The organism is Caldivirga sp. MU80, assembly GCF_001663375.1.
Lineage (GTDB): Archaea > Thermoproteota > Thermoprotei > Thermoproteales > Thermocladiaceae > Caldivirga.
The window spans coordinates 26,792-45,304 of record NZ_LCTF01000020.1; the positions used below are offsets into that span (position 1 = coordinate 26,792).

19 protein-coding genes are annotated in these 18,513 nt (G+C 47.8%); 10 read left to right on the forward strand and 9 right to left on the reverse strand.

Translation table 11 applies throughout. The features are described from left to right. Window positions 1–6: 6 nt before the first annotated feature. The gene (locus tag AAX04_RS06940; RefSeq protein WP_066796033.1) at window positions 7–960 is read left to right on the forward strand and encodes a MoxR family ATPase; all 954 of its coding nucleotides are present in this window, start codon (window positions 7–9) and stop codon (window positions 958–960) included. A gap of 69 nt (window positions 961–1,029) precedes the next feature. Here AAX04_RS06940 and AAX04_RS06945 read toward each other — a convergent pair whose 3' ends face one another. After that, the gene (locus AAX04_RS06945; RefSeq protein ID WP_066796036.1) at window positions 1,030–3,420 is read right to left on the reverse strand and encodes an ABC transporter substrate-binding protein; all 2,391 of its coding nucleotides are present in this window, start codon (window positions 3,418–3,420) and stop codon (window positions 1,030–1,032) included. Between the two features lie 270 nt (window positions 3,421–3,690). Between AAX04_RS06945 and AAX04_RS06950 the strand changes: the two genes are divergently transcribed. The 4 genes from AAX04_RS06950 (at window position 3,691) to AAX04_RS06965 (ending at window position 7,682) form a co-directional block, all read left to right on the forward strand. Then, complete coding sequence (locus AAX04_RS06950; RefSeq protein WP_238377832.1) at window positions 3,691–4,344, forward strand: helix-turn-helix domain-containing protein; 654 nt, start codon at window positions 3,691–3,693, stop codon at window positions 4,342–4,344. A 55-nt stretch (window positions 4,345–4,399) separates the two neighbouring features. Next, on the forward strand, window positions 4,400–6,238 hold the full coding sequence (locus AAX04_RS06955; protein WP_066796040.1) for a glycoside hydrolase family 57 protein: 1,839 nt from the start codon (window positions 4,400–4,402) through the stop codon (window positions 6,236–6,238). A 69-nt stretch (window positions 6,239–6,307) separates the two neighbouring features. After that, window positions 6,308–7,009: a queuosine precursor transporter gene (locus AAX04_RS06960; protein ID WP_066796042.1), complete on the forward strand. Its 702-nt coding sequence runs from the start codon at window positions 6,308–6,310 to the stop codon at window positions 7,007–7,009. A gap of 52 nt (window positions 7,010–7,061) precedes the next feature. After that, window positions 7,062–7,682, forward strand: coding sequence for a thymidylate kinase (locus AAX04_RS06965; protein ID WP_066796045.1), 621 nt, complete (start codon window positions 7,062–7,064; stop codon window positions 7,680–7,682). On the opposite strand, the gene AAX04_RS06970 is transcribed toward AAX04_RS06965, so the two are convergent. Continuing rightward, window positions 7,679–8,449, reverse strand: coding sequence for a PD-(D/E)XK nuclease family protein (locus AAX04_RS06970; RefSeq protein WP_066796049.1), 771 nt, complete (start codon window positions 8,447–8,449; stop codon window positions 7,679–7,681). The genes AAX04_RS06965 and AAX04_RS06970 overlap by 4 nt on opposite strands. A 194-nt stretch (window positions 8,450–8,643) precedes the next feature. Continuing rightward, window positions 8,644–9,501, reverse strand: coding sequence for a hypothetical protein (locus tag AAX04_RS06975; protein WP_066796101.1), 858 nt, complete (start codon window positions 9,499–9,501; stop codon window positions 8,644–8,646). A 78-nt stretch (window positions 9,502–9,579) separates the two neighbouring features. Between AAX04_RS06975 and AAX04_RS06980 the strand changes: the two genes are divergently transcribed. From AAX04_RS06980 to AAX04_RS06985, 4 genes are all read left to right on the forward strand, one after another. Next, the gene (locus AAX04_RS06980; protein WP_066796052.1) at window positions 9,580–10,086 is read left to right on the forward strand and encodes a PaREP1 family protein; all 507 of its coding nucleotides are present in this window, start codon (window positions 9,580–9,582) and stop codon (window positions 10,084–10,086) included. A 312-nt stretch (window positions 10,087–10,398) separates the two neighbouring features. Continuing rightward, window positions 10,399–10,539 (forward strand): hypothetical protein, encoded by a 141-nt coding sequence (locus tag AAX04_RS11935; RefSeq protein ID WP_156519739.1) that lies wholly within the window; start codon window positions 10,399–10,401, stop codon window positions 10,537–10,539. Window positions 10,540–10,551: 12 nt separating this feature from the next. Continuing rightward, window positions 10,552–10,683 carry a hypothetical protein gene (locus tag AAX04_RS12475; RefSeq protein ID WP_255363531.1) on the forward strand — a complete coding sequence of 44 codons (132 nt, stop codon included), beginning with the start codon at window positions 10,552–10,554 and terminating at the stop codon, window positions 10,681–10,683. A 112-nt stretch (window positions 10,684–10,795) separates the two neighbouring features. Continuing rightward, complete coding sequence (locus AAX04_RS06985; protein ID WP_066796055.1) at window positions 10,796–11,023, forward strand: hypothetical protein; 228 nt, start codon at window positions 10,796–10,798, stop codon at window positions 11,021–11,023. 88 nt (window positions 11,024–11,111) lie between these two features. On the opposite strand, the gene AAX04_RS06990 is transcribed toward AAX04_RS06985, so the two are convergent. The 4 genes from AAX04_RS06990 to AAX04_RS07005 form a co-directional block, all read right to left on the reverse strand. After that, a complete protein-coding gene (locus tag AAX04_RS06990) occupies window positions 11,112–11,630 on the reverse strand; it encodes a DUF4382 domain-containing protein (protein WP_066796057.1) in 519 nt (172 codons plus the stop codon). A gap of 155 nt (window positions 11,631–11,785) precedes the next feature. After that, window positions 11,786–12,547, reverse strand: a complete 762-nt coding sequence (locus AAX04_RS06995) for an enoyl-CoA hydratase/isomerase family protein (RefSeq protein ID WP_084761256.1) — start codon at window positions 12,545–12,547, stop codon at window positions 11,786–11,788. A gap of 41 nt (window positions 12,548–12,588) precedes the next feature. Continuing rightward, on the reverse strand, window positions 12,589–13,968 hold the full coding sequence (locus AAX04_RS07000) for a cytochrome bc complex cytochrome b subunit (protein WP_066796060.1): 1,380 nt from the start codon (window positions 13,966–13,968) through the stop codon (window positions 12,589–12,591). 9 nt (window positions 13,969–13,977) lie between these two features. Next, window positions 13,978–14,739: a Rieske 2Fe-2S domain-containing protein gene (locus AAX04_RS07005; protein ID WP_066796062.1), complete on the reverse strand. Its 762-nt coding sequence runs from the start codon at window positions 14,737–14,739 to the stop codon at window positions 13,978–13,980. A gap of 424 nt (window positions 14,740–15,163) precedes the next feature. Between AAX04_RS07005 and AAX04_RS07015 the strand changes: the two genes are divergently transcribed. Then, complete coding sequence (locus AAX04_RS07015; RefSeq protein WP_066796068.1) at window positions 15,164–16,024, forward strand: PD-(D/E)XK nuclease family protein; 861 nt, start codon at window positions 15,164–15,166, stop codon at window positions 16,022–16,024. Between the two features lie 327 nt (window positions 16,025–16,351). On the opposite strand, the gene AAX04_RS07020 is transcribed toward AAX04_RS07015, so the two are convergent. Beyond that, window positions 16,352–17,434, reverse strand: a complete 1,083-nt coding sequence (locus AAX04_RS07020; protein ID WP_066796071.1) for a hypothetical protein — start codon at window positions 17,432–17,434, stop codon at window positions 16,352–16,354. A 183-nt stretch (window positions 17,435–17,617) separates the two neighbouring features. Then, window positions 17,618–18,409 (reverse strand): helical backbone metal receptor, encoded by a 792-nt coding sequence (locus AAX04_RS07025; RefSeq protein WP_066796073.1) that lies wholly within the window; start codon window positions 18,407–18,409, stop codon window positions 17,618–17,620. Between the last annotated feature and the right edge of the window lie 104 nt (window positions 18,410–18,513).

Sequence of the window (18,513 nt, forward strand, 5' to 3'; positions counted from 1 at the left end):
CACCGTGTGGTTAATGCCGCCGAGGTGGCTAGGCAAATTGAGGAGTACGTCAACAGGGTCTTCATAGGCAACCCAACAGTCGTCCACACTGTTGTTGCGGCATTACTAGCGGGGGGACACATACTGCTCCTCGGCCCTGTGGGGAGCGGCAAAACCACACTGGCTAAGGCACTGGCCAGGGCCATTGGTGGTAGCTTTGGGAGGGTTCAGGTAACCAACGAAACCCTCCCATCAGACATAGTTGGCTTCGCCATTTACACGCCCAGTGGTGAATTGAGGATTAACAAGGGGCCAATATTCAACAACGTGGTTCTCCTTGATGAGATAAACAGGGCCCCAGCCAGGACCCTCTCGGCCCTGCTTGAGGTTATGCAGGAGGGGCAGGCGACAATTGAGGGTAAGCCAATACCACTACCAAGGCCAAATGTTATAATAGCCACGATGAACATTGTTGAGGTTACCCTAGGTGCAACTCAACCACTTCCCCTAGCCCTACTGGATAGGTTCATGGTAAGCCTATACGTGGACTACGCAAAACCCGAGTATGAGGCAGCCATAATAAGGGGTATTGATACTATTGAGGGTGAGGTCATGGGGGATGGTTCAATGATCAACGGCATGCTTGATTCGGTGGCAGGCGAGGTTAAGGGCGTTTACATGGACGACTCGGTGCTGGGCTACATGATTAACATAGTTAATAGGGTCAGGGCGGATAAGAGGATTGATGCACCAATAAGCACAAGGGCCCTGGTAAGCATGTTTAAACTGGCAAGGGCAATGGCACTAATGGAGAGTAGGGACTACGTAATACCCGACGATGTAAAGGCAGCAGCATACCCAGCGTTAATGCACAGGATACTCATCAAGCCAGAGTTCAGGGAATCAGTAACAGCAGTAGACATCATAAACGACGCCCTAGCAAACACCGAACCACCAACGTATATTGAGCAACAAGCCTAAATAGAAGATAAATATAAGGCAAAAACAAAAGGAAATTATTTTAATCTATTTTAAACTTTATGAGTATCCTCACCTCCTTCTTAGTGCTATTATTGCGGCCACTGCGGCGATGACCACTACTATTATGACTATTCCTGCGATTAATGCTGTTGATATTACTGGTTTTGTCACGGTTACCGTGCTTACTGCTGTTGTGGTTGATACTGAGGTGCTTGTTATAGTGCTCGTTACTGTGGTTGTTGAAGTCACCGTTGATACTGCCGTAGTAGTGGCAGTAGTCGTGGTTGTTGTAGTGGTTGTGGTTGTTGTTACTGGTGTGTATGTTGTGTGGAAGTATGAGGCAACACAAGCCTGCAACTCAGGATCCGGCGTTGGCAAACCAATGAAAGCAGCATACTGAGGATACCTAGTCCAAAGACTACCATTAATAATCGCTTGAGCTAATGGTGGTATCTGACCTGGAGGCGCAAAGGCACCCATGAATAGCCAGGTGTTAAATCCTGGGTAGAGACCATCCCAACCCCAACCCATAGCCCAATTGTGAAGTATCGCGTAGGCTGCTCTAGTGTACTTCGGGTTAGTGACATTTAGACACTGGTAGGCCCACATTGGGTCAACCTTATCGCTTGGGAACGCATACGCTATCTGAGCCTCAAACTGTTCAACACCCGGCACCCAGTATTCGAACCATGCGAAATAAGCCTTAACCAAGTCATAGTATGTGCTTGAACCCGGCATGGCTGCACTTATGGCACTCTCCCAATTCGAGAAGTTGAAGTAGCCGAATGTTGAGTTTACGCATGTTATAATTGTATTGTTTGGTATGGGTAGGTTCGTGACCAATGGCTTACAGTACCAACCAGTAATCTGACCATTCTGAACAATCGGGTAAGCGAATGGGGTTGTACGACCTGGTATGCACCATGCTGATGGGTAAAGTGCAGGTGCCGTACCGTAGGCGTAGTCGTAGTATATCCATGACTCATCAACACCACCCTTATTAGAACCAGCATAGAACCAGTCAGTAGCCGTATTAGGCAACTGGCAACTGGTGATCTCAGTGCTATACGTGCTTGACTCGACAGTTACTAGGGTAGTCTTAATGCCAAACTCGGTTAATGCCAGCGCATCAACTTGAGCCGCCTTAAGCCAAGCTAAGTGAGCCCCCGAATTAGCATAAAGCGTTAACGTTAGTGGCGTCCCATTGGGCAGGTACCACTGCCCATTCTTATAATACAAGCCGGCTGACTCAAGGAGTTGAGCCGCCTTAGTCCAGTTGGGCTGGGTGAAGTTAACAACCATAGCCCTAATATCCTCAGGGAAAGACAACCACAGACCTGGGACAACGTTAGGCTCAGGTGCAGGCACATTAATGTAAACTGGGGTGATTAACTGCGGTGCACCCCAAGCCAAGGCATCCTCAGTCCTATTAATAATGTAGAGGAAGGCTTGCCTAACCTGAGGAATATTAAACGGGTAGTAGGTTGGTATAGCAATACCCTCAATGGATATGTCTGGTATTAACGGTATTGAGTAACCATGACTCTCAAGAACCTGCATGAAGTTTAATGACGGATACCATGTATGTATGAAGTAGTTGTCGGTCTGAATCGCTAATGAGACCTCTTGGGTTAACCCACCTGAGAGCCCAATGTTTATCGTTATTGTTGGGTAGTATTGCCACGTGTGGAATGGCAGTATCTTATTCCATGTGGCTAACAGTGGCTTGCCATTAAAGTACTCAGGCTCAAGTTGAACTGTGACGTAACCTGAGGAGACTTTAGTAACGTAATATGGTGCAAGGCCCCAATACGGAACAACCATGCTCGTTATGTTATTTGAAAACCTCTGAGCCTGAGTAACACTCATTGTTTTAAGTTCCTCGACTACCTTCTCCCAAACTGGCCATGGCGTATTAGGAACCCAGCTCATTAGAAGCCAATAATACCCGGTATTTGTCCAGTAGTCGAAGTGTATTGATAATGTGTAGTTGTTGATGATTATGAAGTCCTTGTCGGCGTTCTGGGGCATTAAGCCATAGGATTCCCAATCACCAAACACCTTATCACTGATGTAGAACCAGGCATATGCATCCCATGCGGTGAATGGTATTACGACAGTGCCATTAAACCAGTAAAGATCATGCCTAAAGTAGATGATTAACGTATGATTCTGAGGAAAAACAGTCCAACTCTTAGCCAAAACAGGCCACCACTGACCAGTGGGATCCTCAAAATCAGCAATAGGCATCCAGGTACCGGTAAAGAACAGTATATTACCTGTGGCGAAGGGATTCCACCAAGGAGCAGGCCAAGGTGGAAGTAGCGTATAGTACCAGGGGGCTGCCATATACATTGAGTATGTTGGGTAGGACTGCTGGGCACCCACAACATTAACACTAGACACAGCTACTATAGACACAACAACCGCTACCACGGGTAATACGTAACCCCACTTCATAACCCAGCTTAATGGTTCTAGACTTATATTTCTTATTCTAACGTGTTCGATGTTTCAGATGCATTTAATATAAGTAAATTGATACATTATATACTTTAAATTTCACATAAGACATAGTAACTACTGCTAAGGGTAACTAGCCAAACCTTGAAATTCTTCTTCTCTTTTAAACTAAATGAGTATGTCTTAATACCATATGATTTCATTGTTAAATATTTGTAAAATATATGAATAAAACTTAATAAGGAGTAATCATTATGTGGAGTTGTGATGCTGCTTAACATTAAGCTTCACCATTATGGGGATTGGACTGAGTTAACGGAGAAGTATCAGTTAACGGTTAATAACCCGTACTTCATTCCCCTACAGGGTGAGGGCCTTAACTTCGAGGTTTTCAGGATAAATAAGAGGCTTGATGACACCATTAAGTCGTTTATCAGCGACTTGAGGAGTAGGTATAGGGATGTTGTAAGGATCATTAGTGTTAATCCCGGTAAGAACTTCACCGACATAGTGCTTTACGCGGATTACAAGTTCAGCGTTAAGTCGGTTTTCGTGGATAGTAGGATCTTCATAGAGTCGTCTAAGTACAGTGACGGCTTCGAATACTTCACAGTGGCCATACCAGGTAATAGGTCTGGTAAGGTTATTGGGGAGATTGTTAGTAGGCTTAGGGAGAAGGCCTACGTGGCCTCATTAACGTACAGTAGGGTTGGGGAAAGGAGGGTTAGGGGTGGGGGTTTAACGTTAATGGAGAGGGTAGTGTTAACTAAGGCTATTGAACTCGGCTACTTCAACTACCCCAGGGGTGTGGGGTTGGGTGAATTGGCTAAGGAATTAGGCTTATCCAAGGCTACAGTGGACTTCCACCTTAGGAATGCCGTTAGAAAGGTCATGAGCAGGTGCTTCAATGATGACCAGTAACCTTCATTATTTTCCTCGGAAGTCTTATTAATTCAGCCCTGACATGGCTACTTTAATGAGGTCACTGCTTGATGTCGATAGCCCTGTGCATAGGGTCGGGGATGAGGTTGGCGTCAAGGTTAGGTTGATTAATGATTCACAGTCCTCAATTAAGGTTAACCTAACCCTAGACTACCTACTTGATAATAGGCACATGGCCTCGTGGAGCGGGTCAGCCATGGCGCTGCCCGGCGAGGCCACCGTGGTTGAGGAGTCCTTTAAGGTTGATGAACCTGGCCTTTGGGTTATTAGGCTTAACGGTGATGCAGGGGGCAGCAGGTTCACGGAGTCGATTAAGGTTAGGGTTATTGAGACCCAGAGACCCGTTAAACTGGCCCTAGTCTACCACATGCACCAGCCACCCTGGTACATGAGCAATGGTAAGTATTACGCCGACTGGGCCTTTAGGTACGTCTACGCACCAGTAATGAGGCCATTCTTCAACGGCGGCCCGTACCTATTCCACGCCTATTTGCATGAAAAGTATAAGGATATTAAGGTTAACGTGCACCTATCCCCAAGCCTACTGAAGCAGTGGGTTGATGCAGTTGAGAGGGGCTTCACCCTGATTAACGGTGAGGTCCACCCAAGGGGTAGTGATGAGGTTGGCCTCGTGGCAAAGGCACTTGACATGTATAGGGTTCAGGTTGGTAGGGGGCAGTTGGAGGCCCTAACAAGCGTCTACGCCCACACGATACTAGGCTACTTAACCTCAAGGTACGAGATGATTGACGTAGTTGACGAGGAGCTTGGGGCAGGCATGGAGGTTACCAGGAGCGTACTTGGAGTTAACCCAGTGGGCGCGTGGACCCCTGAAATGGCCTGGAGCATGGATCTCCTCGACATTTACGAGAAGCACGGCATAAGGTACACGGTCCTCTGCGGAGGTAACCACTTCCCAGGTGTGCAGGGTGATAAGGGGAGTATTTACGAGGCCTACAGCCTGGGTGGTAGGTTAACCATCTTCTTTAGGGATGAGAGGCTCAGCGACATATTGTCATTCCAAAACAACCTACCTGATGAGAGGAGTGCCCTTAAGTTAGCCGCAATGTTAAGTAGATCCATTGTAGAGACTGGGGGTGAGTTAGTGGTTATTGCACTCGATGGGGAGAACTTCATAGCCATGTCCAAGACCCCAGCCATGGTAGGCTTCATGCTTGATAAGCTATACTCATACCTAACCAGGATGCAGGAACTCGGCATAGTGGAGACCGTTAGGCTAAGCCAGGTTAACCAACCCAGGAGGGTTATAACGTACGTTCCAACGACCAGTTGGCTAGGTGGATTCACTAAGTGGGATGGGGAGAGGAGGGAGCACGCTGACTACTGGGTAAGGGTCCTCGACACCTACAGATACATGAGGGGGCTTGAGGAGGCGTTGGGTGGTAAGGTGACTGAGGCCAGGTACGCCATCTGGCATGCATTAGACAGCGACTTCTGGTGGGCTGAATTCTGGACACCGGACCTAATTGAGCACTGGATCAACGAGGCTAGGGGCGTATTGGACTCACGGTTCAAGATGTCCATGAGGCCACTTAAGGATGTGTACAGTGGGGTTGTGAATAGGCCAATTGACATCGAGCTTGAGTTCAACAACGACATGGGTACCCAAGCCAGGTTCAGGGTCATCTGCCTGGACACCCAGATTGAGTTAACCATACAGCCCGGTTCATCGAGGGTTAAGTGCACGGTAGTGCCTAGGTTGGCGGGCTCATACAGGGTGCCAATATTCGTCGTATCCGGCAACTACATTTACCTTCAAACCTACGTAACACTGAACGTGGTTTACGGCAACAGGGACCCACCCAGCAGTGCTGGTGAACCTAGTAACCCAGTGGGCAAGTTTCTCATCTAAATGTTACCTGAATCTTGATTCATTAATACACAGGTAAAAGCTTATAAACCTGCAGCCCAGGCCTGCCCAATGTACCCTGCCATCTACTTCCTAATCGAGGCTGCTGTGGTGTATGGGATAACGGCCATAGTCATGTACCTGTCCTGGAGGCTTGGAGGGGATAGCGTGCTCCTAGCCTCATCAGTGGCAACATACCTAATGCTCCTGACAGCCAGCCAATTCCTAGCCAGCAAAATAATGAACATAGGCTACGCCAACCTACCAGCCGGCACCGTGACGTACTCGGCCACAGTGGCCACCCTAGACGTGATAACGCTTAAGTATGGTAGGAGGCTGGGTTACTGGGTTGTTAGGGTTGCAGCCCTACTTCAACTCGGCCTATGGGCCATGGCCCAATTAACCATATACGCCCCATCAGCACCCTTCTGGGGGTTGCAGTCAGCCTACATAGCCATAGTGGGTGAGTCAGCCAGGATAGCCGTGGCCAGCGTGGTGGCCTTCTTCACCGCCGAGACCCTCGACGTAACCCTGGTCAGTAGGATACTGGGCAACGTGTTTAAGAGGGTTGGTGTAAGTGACCCAGTTAGCATGACAGTGGATAGCCTAGTCTTTGTACCAATAGCCTTCCTAGGCGTAATACCAACACCAGCATTATTAAGCACAATGCTAGGCCTAATACTCGGTAAGTTAACCCTAGTCCCATTAACCATAGGGGCCGTCGCCATGAACAGGAGCACGCTCAAGTACGCGCCGTTAATACGCACGGCCTAGCAGGCCCATACACTACCAATAGTTATTAAGGGCATTGTGGCGGTTTTAACGCGTGGAGAGGGTAATATGCTTATCTGGGCCTGATGGCTCAGGTAAGAGCACATTAGCTAGGTTACTGGCTAAGCACCTATCCAGTAATAGGCGGGTTAAGGTATCTTGGCTAAGGGGATCTCATACCGCAGCTTCACTAATGGCCAGGTTCCTATCACTGTTCAGTAACATGAGGGGACCGGGTAACCCATACTACGGGATATCGATACCCAGTAGCTTAAGGCCACTGTGGTGGTTTCTAGAATTCGCATCAATGCTGCCAAGGTGGTTCCTCCAATTCCTAATACCAGGCACCTACGGGGTGGTTGTGGGTGAGAGGGGGCTCCTAGACTTCCTAGTCTGGGTCTGTGTAACCACTGACGTGGGCTTCTTAGGCAGTCTATGGGGTAGGGCCACACTAGCCTTGGCCACTAGGTACTGCAGGAACGTGCTAGTGACCGCCAGCCCCAGGGAGTTGGTTAAGCGTAAGGGTAGTGAGCCAACGGCTAAGACAATACCAAAGCAGTGGGTTATCTACAGGGCATTATCAAGGGAACTGGGATTAGTGACCATAGACACGACCCATGAGACACCATCAGAGTCGCTAGCTAAGTTAATTAGTGGATTGGGATTGATAAATTAAACACTAGTGTAAACTTCAATACCCAATTTCCTAGCAGCCTCCAACCCCCTATCATCAATGAACGGTGTCACTAGGACGAGTCTCGGTTTAATGCCCGTGACGGTCTCGTACAGCTTTCCAACCCTTGAGAATTCCAGCGCATCGCCACTTGAGGCACTTGCCTTAATCTCAATTAGTATGTGTGTTCCATCCCTAATCGCTACATCAACCTCCACCTGGGATGGATGCCCATAAACCACGCCATCCTTATCGAAGTAAACCCACTTACCAACCGTGGCAACACCCAGAATCCCCTCAACCACGCCCATCATGGCATTCCTAAAAGCCTCCTCAGACTCAACACCCCACCTAGCTCCAAGCGCCATCAACCTCCTATCAAAAGCCTTAATAGCCTCCTCAACCTTAGCCAACCTATCCTCATGCGATTTCACGATCTTAGCTAACTCCTCAATCGCCTTAGATTGTTCCTTAACTGCTTTCGTCAACTCCTCCACGGCATTCTCCAGTCTGGTTAGTCTATCTTCTACCCTGGTTAATCTGTCTTCATGTGCCTTAACTGCTCTCGTTAACTCCTCCACTGCATTTTCGAGTCTGGTTAACCTCTCATCATGCGATTTAACAGCCTTCGCCAACTCGCTAACAGCCTCAACAAGCCTATCAACAGAAGACTTAACATCACTATAACCAAGCAAACCCATAACAGCCAACCTAAACTCCTCATCCTCACGAAGCAACCTCAACAACAAACCCCTCAAATCAACAGACATTACTTCCCCCTCAAGGGTTAAATTGGGTACTGCTAAATAAGTGTTTCCTTAGCTAGGTTAAACTTTAACTACATTTTTACGTAGATAATTTCACATGTGATGGTTACTTGAATCACATGGCGGTATTGGTAAATGGGTTAACCCAAAGATTTCGAGAAGTCTTACCCCTCAGGGTGAGGGGTTTGTTTAAATTTTCAGTAGCTTATCCTTGTGATCCTATCGACCAACTGCATCATGAATCTAGGGTCGTTGATCCGCCTAATGCCCTGTAGGATTGATGGCGTATACTGCGTATTGCCGATTACCCTGCCTAGTAGCTTAACCGCCCAGTAGCCCATGGGTAATTTGTATGGGAGCCTTAATTGCCCCTCAATGGACAGCAGCATGGCGTTGAGCGTTAAACCAAGGGCATGTATACACTTTAACCTAGCACATAATTTAAGTGAGTCATCATTTAGCCACTTGAGGACCGTGGCTGAGTCGTTGAGGGTCACTATACCCTCCTTGTAGATTGCGTGAAGCACGGTTAAAGCCACCTCGTAATTCTCATTAATGCTGGTCACCCTAACGCCGTTGAAATTTGCCTCAACTCTTGAGTTCAATAGCTCCTCACCTCTAATGTAAACCAGGTTGGCTGCTGATGGGTGCGTATATAGATCAACGTTAACGCCATTTTTAACCAGCGTTATGGTGTATGGTTCATGTACCAGAACCCTGTAGCCAAGTGTTGATAGCCTTAAGGTGGCTAACGGCACTTGACTACCCTTAACTAGAATGTCAACGTCAGCCGGCACGTAGGTAATGGGCTTAATGAGCTTTATGAAGGCGTGCTCTATGCCGCCTAAGGCATCCTCAACCTCAGCAACAATATTAATAATTCTCCTTAAGCCATCCTCCTGGGATACCCTTAACTCACCATCATGGTTAGCAACCCTGAGAACGTGAAGAAGGACCTTATTCAACCTGGCCAGCTCAATAACATCAGGCCCTAGGTTAATCGGCTCATCAAGCACCACAGCCCTCACTAGGCTATGCATCACATTACCCGACATGCAACGCACCTCAACGAAACCCTAATTCAACGTTAAGCATAGCTTTAAAAGCATTAATCAAATAACAACATAAACCCAATGTACACGTTAACCATCCCTAAGAGGCTAGCTGAGGAACTTAAAGGGAGGGGTATTGAACCGGAATCCTACTTAATAGACCTAATTTCAAGGCACCTGGGCTTGGATCCTGAAATCACGGCTGATGCTCATATGGAATTAGCTGTAATGTTTCTTGAGGAGGGTAAGGGGTTAGTGGATAGGGATCCTGTTCAAGCCAGTGAGAAGCTTTACAAGGCTACAGAGGAGGCTATTAAGGCGTTGACTATTCATTACAAGTTGGATACAGTGCTTAATAAGGTTAATGAGAGGGGTAGGTGGACTGTAACTGAACTGGAGAAGGCAGTGGAGGCAATAAGCGAGAGGCTTGGCGAATGGTTTAGGGTGGCTTGGGATGAGGCAAATTACCTACACATATGGGGATTTCACGAGGCAAAACTAGACGCAAACGCCATTAAGGTAAGGCAATCAAACGTAGAGAAAATGGTTAAAAAGGCTCAAGAGATTATCATGAGTAATATACATTAATACCCATTACTCCTGAGATCTATCAATTAATACTAGGCTAAGATTCAAGGTGAGGGCACTAACTGATGTATCTTTAAGCGGCATTGGTGGAAGAGGTATGAAAGGCTTTAAATTATGGTAAGCCTATAAGTACCGCTGTGACATAATGGTCAAGCTTCGCTCCTTCTAGGGGTGGGGTTGCCCCACTACGTGGGATGGGGTTGTAAATACTGGCTCTATTAGGGTTTTTAGTAACCCCAAAGAGGGGGTAACAACCAAGACCCCCACAACGAAACCCCACCCCAAAGGGTGGGGAAGGGGGGTCATATATGGGTGAAGGCGCTTCTATCGGTTAGCGACCAAGCGGCCATATCCGTGATTGATAAATTGGGCAGTAAGGGTGGCCCAAGGTACTTAACCTGGAACCTACAAGAGGAGCATTTAAGGACGTGGCTAGTGAAGCCATTGAACTAACCGACGTTAAAAATGTCGATGTGGACCCTAATAGGGGGTAACGTGAGGATGCTTGACGAGGTCATAATGCTAAGTTGGGACATGAAGACGTGGCTTAATGAGCAAGTCATCGCCGCTATATGTGATGCCTTTAAGAAGTACTGAAAGTGGCATAATCTCATTGACGTTAACGATGTACTACAAAGGTTAATAAGCGTATGGTAGCCACAGAGCCAGGAACTGTGGCCTTGGTGAATTCACGGTTCAGCCAGATGCGGTGAGGGGTGTCTTCAGTCTCCTTGAGAAGAACATAATGATCTACCTAGGGATACCTGGACTTGAGTTATTATCTGAGTTACCCAGTGAGCTATGGGTAGGTGGGGACTATGCATACCAAGTCCCAGTATACCACTGGGCCCTGAGGACAATGGTTAAGGAGAGGAAGGTTAATGTAGACGCCGAGGGCATCCTCAAAGCAATCAACGACTTCACTAGGGAGGTATAATGAGAAGCATTGCCCATGGTTCCCTTAAACAGTCTATGGGCATAAAAACCTAGGTAATTGATTTTAAAGGAGAATGGAATGTAGATATTTAACGTTTTGATGTTGTTGCCTTTACCACCGGCTTCACTATGCACTTGCCGTTCCCAGTTAGGTTAACGTTGCTAACCATGCCCATGTCTACATTTATGTTGTACACTGTGCCATTTATTACAATGGGTTGGGGTTCAAGGGGTACTTTGATTACGCCGCTGGGCACCGTGCAGTCGTACGTCTGTCCATTAACCACAGCCTTGACGCTTGATATTCCGAGGAATATTAAGTTATAGGTGCCGTTGGGTGGGTTACACTTGGCCACCAGTTGCGATGTTGATGTTAACTGGGCTAGGTCGAGACTTATTGTTGAGTTGCTGCAGGTGTACCATTGGCCGCTTGCCTCATTATGAAGCATTATTGATGACACGGTAATGTAAAGGTGCTGTACCTGCGTAGGCTTATCACTCATGTAAACATACACTGATGCTGGTTTAACGTAGGTTAGGCTGAGGTATCCCACCACCGCGGCCACCGCCAACACCACAACCACCACGGCTACTACCCAAGACCTCATATAAGCCTCATTGTTTGGTTTGTTTAAAAGGATAATCCAAGTTCCATGCGATTCCACCTCAGGTTTCACGGTTCCGTTCCCGTGGAAAGGCTTACAGGTAAATTCGAAATAGCTAATTTAATCAATGGGGGGTTTAGGGTCATTGGGGGTGAGCGCTATGCATGGTACCTGCCCCTGCACCTGCCCCTAGCCTCCTTAACAGCCTTGATTAACTCATCCCTTGAGGTGTGGGTTAGGCACCTAGACATTAATGCGTCTATGAGCACGGACTCAGCCTCATCAATGCTTAACCTAACCTCCCTATTCATCAGCCTCCGCATTAGTGCATTAACCCTAATACCCATTATCATGGACTTGGCGTCGCCGAACAGGTTACCCCTAGGCACAACCTTAAGTAAACCAGCCCCCTCAGCCTCCACCGGTGTTATGGGTTCACCTGAAAGCAGCCTAATGGCAAGTGGCTTAGGTAGCCTACCCTGGATGATGGGCATTGAGAAGGCCGGCGGGACACCCACAGAACCCTCCGGGTAACATAGGTAAACGTCGGGTGGTGCTATGGTTAAGTCGCTGAGCAGCGTCAATTCAAGGCCCATGCCAACCGCTGAGCCGTTTAGGATGCTTATTATCGGCTTATCGAGCGTCACCATGAGGGACACCAGGGCCTTAAAAACCCTCACGAACTCCCTAACCGAGTCGTAATCCTCCCCTAGGGAACCCCAGTCAAACCCAGCCGTGAAGAAGGCTGAACCAGTTGCCGTTAAGGCAACCCATTTTACATTCGAGTCCTGGTTGGCCGCCATTAGGGCCTCCATTAACTGGGCCATTACGTCAACGGTGATTTGGTTCTCGGGGCCATTATCAATGGCTATAACCCCAACCCCATCCTCATTCCAAACCCTAATCCTATTCAACCCCACTGCAATCACCCATGTTTTTAATCGGGTTTTAGGGTTTTAACCTATAGGTACTCTACGTATAAGTACGCCATCAATGAGGCTGCTAGTGAGATTAAGGCTATACCCCACATCACGCCTACATATGGGCCATCTGAAATAGGGTTCAGGGCGAAGGATGTGGTTATTGCAACTATGGCTATCATTGATGTTGAGTAGCCTAATGCCACAGCCGTGTTTTTACTTAGACTAAACTTTACGCCTCTAGTAGTGAATCTGGCTATACGCCCCTTAACCTTAATCCAACGTCTACGTGCAGCATAGACGCCTCCAAAGGATACCAAGACTGGGGGTATTATGACCACTGCGAACCACGTAGGCTTAACGGGTATGCCAGGTTGTACTGCACCCCATACGCTTAACTCAATAACCCAGATTAGCCCGGTTATGAACAATGCGGTCACCCATGGCCTATCAAGCAGGTGGGGTGAGCCGCCCCTATCTAGGGCTGGTATTATTAAAAGCACCACGAGGGGTATTACGATCCCCATTACCGCGTTTACCGTTAAGCCGAATGGCATGTCAACCATCTTGTACAGGAAGAGGAAGAACCACGGCGGGTAAGCAGGTATACTGCTGGCCTGTGGGCTAGTTAGTGATGGACCTGGGTATGGTGAGAACAGGATCGGTACCTTACCCAGTACCTGTGGCACTGCTAGTATTGACGGTACCAGCAGAATTACGCCCCAGGTTAGGAGGGTCACTGCTAATGTGAATATGAGGTTCCTCGGCCACCAAGGCTTGATTGTAAGGTCATTGTTCCTCGATATAGCCGGCACCCTATAGCCCACCCTCGGGTAGTGGAGCATGAAGAGGAGTATTATTACAGCGGCAACTATTATGTGCCAACCCAGCAACCTTGTGAATAAGTCAAGTTGCGTTCCATTACCGAAAAACACCGGTATTAGCGATTGTAAGCCTAATGCCGTAAGTACGCCTTTACCAACATCAACAGCATCGGTTGCTAACACATCACCAGTTAGGGAATATCCTATGAAGGATACACCTAAGGTTAATACAAACAGTAAGACACCCAACACCCACTGAGCACCCCCAGACTTCTTGTAAGTACCCCTGAGGAACACGTCAATGCCGTGGACATAGGCTGCAAGTATCATTACGTATGCACCGTATAGGTGGCTTGAGAGTAGTATCGAGCCGAAGGGGACGTTGTGTATTATAGCCATTGTTGAGTCGTAGGCGTTGCTAGGTTGATAATAAAGTAGTAATATTAACCCAGTTAACACTTGCCATGCCAACGCTGCTACTGCTATGGTCCCAAACCAATACCTTACATTGAACATGAGGCTTGGCGCACCCATGAATGGTAAATCCCTTAAGTGAAGGGTATCCGTAATCCAATCCCAGAAACTACACTCACCCATATCACCACCTTACAGTATGGGGTTACTGTAGTACTTAACCACCGTTGTTGCTACTCCTGCTGGTGATCCCCCCTGTAGGTCTCCCGTTGGGTTCTTAACAGTGTCCAGTGTTGGGTTGCTGAAGCCTGGATGACCATATATCACCGGCCCTATCATCTTCACGGCATATAGCTCATCCGTGCTTGGATCCCACTCAAGAACAACAGCCGGCAAGGGTCTCACGGTAGGGCCAGTAACCACAGCACCGCCGCGATAAGGATCGAAGGTTGAGCCATGGCAGCGGCAGTAGATTATCTTATCCATTGGTCCATTAGCGGTCATAACCTTAACGCCAGGTGGGTAAAAGGTTAACTCGGGGAAGGTACACCCAAGGTGCTGACATATGGCACTGTAGGCTACAATCGACCTACTTGGCCCAACACCACCTGGAAACTCGTATGAGACCCCATTCTGTGGTATCACAACGGTGATTGGTGGAACCTCCACAGGCTTACCGTTTTCATCACCCAGGTTAAGCAGCATGTTAGGTTCATTGTTAAGTGGATATGGGAATAGGGCAATTTGCCTACCATTAACTGGTATGCTAGATGCCTTAATGGGGTTGCCCCTCTCATCAACAAGTAGTAGCCTTGGGAATTCCTCAAGCCCCACCTTAGGCGGTACTAAAACCTCAAGACCACGTAACATGCCGACGAATACACTTAACCCAGCCACTATAATCATAGCCTTAAGAAAGTTCCTCCTACCTTCATCAACACCCCCACCAGCCATAACCGCAGATACGCATGACGTATTTAAGATTTAACAGCGGAAGCGTTTTATACCCATTGGTTGGGTGAGTTAGGCCTTTAAGTATACATGAAGATACGCTTAATTTAAATAACCCACTTCATCTATTGTAGTGGAGGTGGTATGAATAAGGGGAGGGGCATTACCATGAGTTATGATAAAGGATTGCACATTAAACACCATTTAACGAATGAAAGATTCATGAACATTAAGGAGACATTAGATGAGTTAATTAATACGTTTTTCTTCAACATATTGAAACTAGGCCGCGGGATCATGATACGCCAACCTACGGTAAATGAACATGGTTATGATTACTTACCTTATTACCCTGCGGGTAACATGGTTAGGCATTGGTATGGGCTAGGTGTTTTAGGCGTTAAGCATTAACTAACGGTAAGTCACCATGAGGTTAAGTGATGTACCTGTACTAAGGATTGATAATAATGAAGCGTACTTAGAGTGGGGTGGGGAGGTGCATAGGGTACCGAGGCTTAAGCATGGGGCCCTGTTCCTAATGGTCAATCAACTATCCACCCAGTTAAGGTTCTGCGAATACAGGGTTCACTTAGACTACACCAAGGGCAGGGTTATTGGGGATGAAGCCGTGGAGGGGCTTTACGAACACGCAAGGCAACTCGGCGGCATAGCCGATGAGTTTAGTCTCGAGTCGGGGTGGGATCCTGTAGTGGTTAATAGGGGTGAGGAGGGGGTTTCCTTCTTCAACATGAGGATGAGGAACTGGGTGGGTAAGGCGGACTTCACCAAGCCATATGTTGAGGAGAGGAGTGTGCTAGCCATTGTTAAGGGGATTCCAATACTGGGCTTACCGGACCTGATAATTAACAGGGATGGTAAACCATGGTTAGTGGTTGAGCTTAAAACCACCAATAGGGTACATAGGCTTAGTTACGTTAACCCCAGGGAGGCTTACCAGGTGGAGGCCTATTACCACTTCCTAAGGATGCTGAACCTAAACGTTGAGAGGGCTGTGGTGGTTAAGATGATTAGGGGGCTGGATTATAGGCTAATAGACCACGTGGATTCAATAACCAAGGCTATTGAGGATGGGGTTAGGCATAGGCAGTTGAGTAATGGGGTCTACATGCATGTCGTGGATGTTACAAGCTTCAACGAGTTCATGAGTGAACTCGAATATGCATTAGACTACTGGCTGGGTTCAAGAAATGCCAAACCAAGCCCAAGCCAGGGAAAGTGTGCACTATGCGACCACAAGTCCCACTGCCCCTATAGCCTGGCCCGTTAATGACTGCACACGACAAGCCTTGCCCCTTCTAGGGGCGGGGTTGCACCACTGTGTGGGTTTCATTGCGGTGGGTTTATACAATTCAACTCTGCTGGGGTTTTGGTGCTTGGGGTGGTGCCCCCAAGAGGGGGTTTGGGCTTTTTGGATGAGCCGGTGGGGCGATACCCCACCCCTACCACCACCCCAAGAACAAAACCACTAACCCCGCAACAGACGGGGTAACACCCAAGACCCCCACGGTGAAACCCCGCCCTTCAGGACGGGGAGGGGGTCATTGTGGTATCAGTTTTAATGTTTAATAGTTGTTATTTAAACTAAGACTATGGATTAACCCTGGTAAAGCAGGACACCTGAGAACCAGTTCAACATTGCACCAGGCGCGTAAACGGTGACCTGCCAACACGGGTAATTAACAACCCTCAGAGTCACTGTACCGGTGTAATTCGCCATGGAAGCCGCCGTAACGTATATGCCTGTGCTGGGTACCGTGTAGCAGTATATGTAGGCTGATTGGTTGGTTAACGTTAAGTTGATTAGTAGGCTTGAGACGAGGGTTAAGTTGCTGAAGGTGAACAGTGCGTATTGCCCAGCCCCCAATTGAACACCCGGAGTCCCATAGACCTGGTACATGGCGGTTAACTCGGTTAGAATTAGGTTAACCTTACCCTTAATGCTGGTTACATTGTCGCCTATTTCGCTAACCGTGTTGTTGATGCTGCTTAAGATACCTACCTCCTCATTACCTAGGCTAGCGATGCTGCTATTAATGCCGCTAAGCCCTCCAAGGGCCTCATTAAGCTTACCGTTGATGCTTATGTAGCTTGAGGTTAAGTTACCCATCAGCTCATTGTAGTAGTAGCCCATTGAGTTAAGTATCAATGATGAGTTAGATTCAATGCTACTTAATATCCTAGTGGACTCCTCCTTGAGGCCACTTGTCACATTAACTACCGTTAAGTTACTGTAATACCTAACCCCGCTCAACACGCCCCGCTCACTACCCTCAACGCTACTCACTATGCTGGACGTGTCCGTATTTAGCTCAGTAAGGACCTTGATCAGCATTGTGTAGAGGCTTGAGTTAACCATGCTTAGCCTGCTGAGGGTTGCTGACTCATTAACCGCCTCATACCTGTACACATTCCAGGCTAGGTTTAGTGTGGGTGAAAGGTACACATTCTTAATCCCAGTTAAGTTACTTAGCACAGCGGATGTGTTGATGTACTGGTACCTGTAAATTGACTCAACAAGGCTTAGGGTTGGGTTTAGGTAACTTGCCCTATCCACGTGCTCACTGTTCAATATGTTAACGGCGAAGTGTTTAATGGGGTTCAGATAAGCCACTAGTGAAACCAACGCCAACGCCAGCACAACCAGTATCAGCCCCACTTGAACCCAACCCATACTCATAGGTGTCATAGACCTGGTGCACTTAAAAAGGTACCTTCATGGCGAAAGAACGGCAAGTCTCACCATTGCTGCATAGTAATGCTGTTTAAGGTCAGTTCGTCCCTTCCATAATCATAATTCATCAACTCATCGACCCCTCATCACCGTTGAGGGTTATTAATCCACCTATTTAAACCACTACCCTCAATGCAGTTTATTGCAGATCTCGGCTATTTTACGCAAGGTCACCCTGATTAAGTAAGGCCCATGGTGAGCCAGTTCATCACCTTCCGTAATTAGGTAGGCCCTAGCCTTAATACCCCTAGCCTTAAGCCAATTAACCACCTCTTCACTACCCCTTTTCCTACCAATGGGCTTAGGGTCGTATATGGCCAAGTCCACTTCAATGGTCCCTCTGCCTAGGCTGAAGTACGCCCTTGGTTCATCACCGTAAATATTCCTTAAGCCGAGTAACCTAAGCATTGAGTCTACGTAGGTGTGTGCGCCGGCCGTGTACGGCTCCTCGAACTCAATCTCCACGTATGTCCTTAGGGGTGGGCATGCCTTGGCGTACTCGGTTAGGGTCCTAAGTAGCTCAATGGCCAGCTCCTCACCCCTATCCAGTTCATTAACCACCAGGGCTACCTTCTTCACGAAGTCTAGGACACCATATATGGTTACTGGTATTGGTATTGGGTAGGTTGGTGCAATGGCCTTAACCTCGTTGATTAGCCCCCTCTGGACACCCGTGGTGGTTAGTATTAGGTCTGGGTTAACACCCCTCAGCCTATCCACCAATACCCCAGTGTATGCCGCCACCCTTGGCTTAAGCATTGCCTCTGGGGGTCTATGGCAGTAGACCGTCACGCCTGCAACCCTATCCCCAAGTCCCATTTCGAAGAGAGTTTCCGTGATTGATGGGCTTAGGGACACTATTCTCTTTGGCTTATCAGGCAGCTCCACGGCCTCACCCATAACCTCGCTGAACACCCTCACGGCGCTGGATACTAATCCTACTTTTAAAGCAACACCACAAAGATAATAAAACCAACCACACAACCCAACCATGGCCTACTCAGATAGGGTTAGGGGATTGCTTG

Excerpts from the sequence above, each read along its gene's own strand:
- AAX04_RS06945 (WP_066796036.1), bottom strand. The coding sequence starts at position 3,420 with ATGAAGTGGGGTTACGTATTACCCGTGGTAGCGGTTGTTGTGTCTATA.
- AAX04_RS06950 (WP_238377832.1), top strand. The coding sequence starts at position 3,691 with ATGCTGCTTAACATTAAGCTTCACCATTATGGGGATTGGACTGAGTTA.
- AAX04_RS06955 (WP_066796040.1), top strand. The coding sequence starts at position 4,400 with ATGAGGTCACTGCTTGATGTCGATAGCCCTGTGCATAGGGTCGGGGAT.
- AAX04_RS06960 (WP_066796042.1), top strand. The coding sequence starts at position 6,308 with ATGTACCCTGCCATCTACTTCCTAATCGAGGCTGCTGTGGTGTATGGG.
- AAX04_RS06970 (WP_066796049.1), bottom strand. The coding sequence starts at position 8,449 with ATGTCTGTTGATTTGAGGGGTTTGTTGTTGAGGTTGCTTCGTGAGGAT.
- AAX04_RS06975 (WP_066796101.1), bottom strand. The coding sequence starts at position 9,501 with ATGTCGGGTAATGTGATGCATAGCCTAGTGAGGGCTGTGGTGCTTGAT.
- AAX04_RS06980 (WP_066796052.1), top strand. The coding sequence starts at position 9,580 with ATGTACACGTTAACCATCCCTAAGAGGCTAGCTGAGGAACTTAAAGGG.
- AAX04_RS12475 (WP_255363531.1), top strand. The coding sequence starts at position 10,552 with ATGTCGATGTGGACCCTAATAGGGGGTAACGTGAGGATGCTTGACGAG.
- AAX04_RS06990 (WP_066796057.1), bottom strand. The coding sequence starts at position 11,630 with ATGAGGTCTTGGGTAGTAGCCGTGGTGGTTGTGGTGTTGGCGGTGGCC.
- AAX04_RS07000 (WP_066796060.1), bottom strand. The coding sequence starts at position 13,968 with ATGGGTGAGTGTAGTTTCTGGGATTGGATTACGGATACCCTTCACTTA.
- AAX04_RS07005 (WP_066796062.1), bottom strand. The coding sequence starts at position 14,739 with ATGGCTGGTGGGGGTGTTGATGAAGGTAGGAGGAACTTTCTTAAGGCT.
- AAX04_RS07015 (WP_066796068.1), top strand. The coding sequence starts at position 15,164 with ATGAGGTTAAGTGATGTACCTGTACTAAGGATTGATAATAATGAAGCG.
- AAX04_RS07020 (WP_066796071.1), bottom strand. The coding sequence starts at position 17,434 with ATGAGTATGGGTTGGGTTCAAGTGGGGCTGATACTGGTTGTGCTGGCG.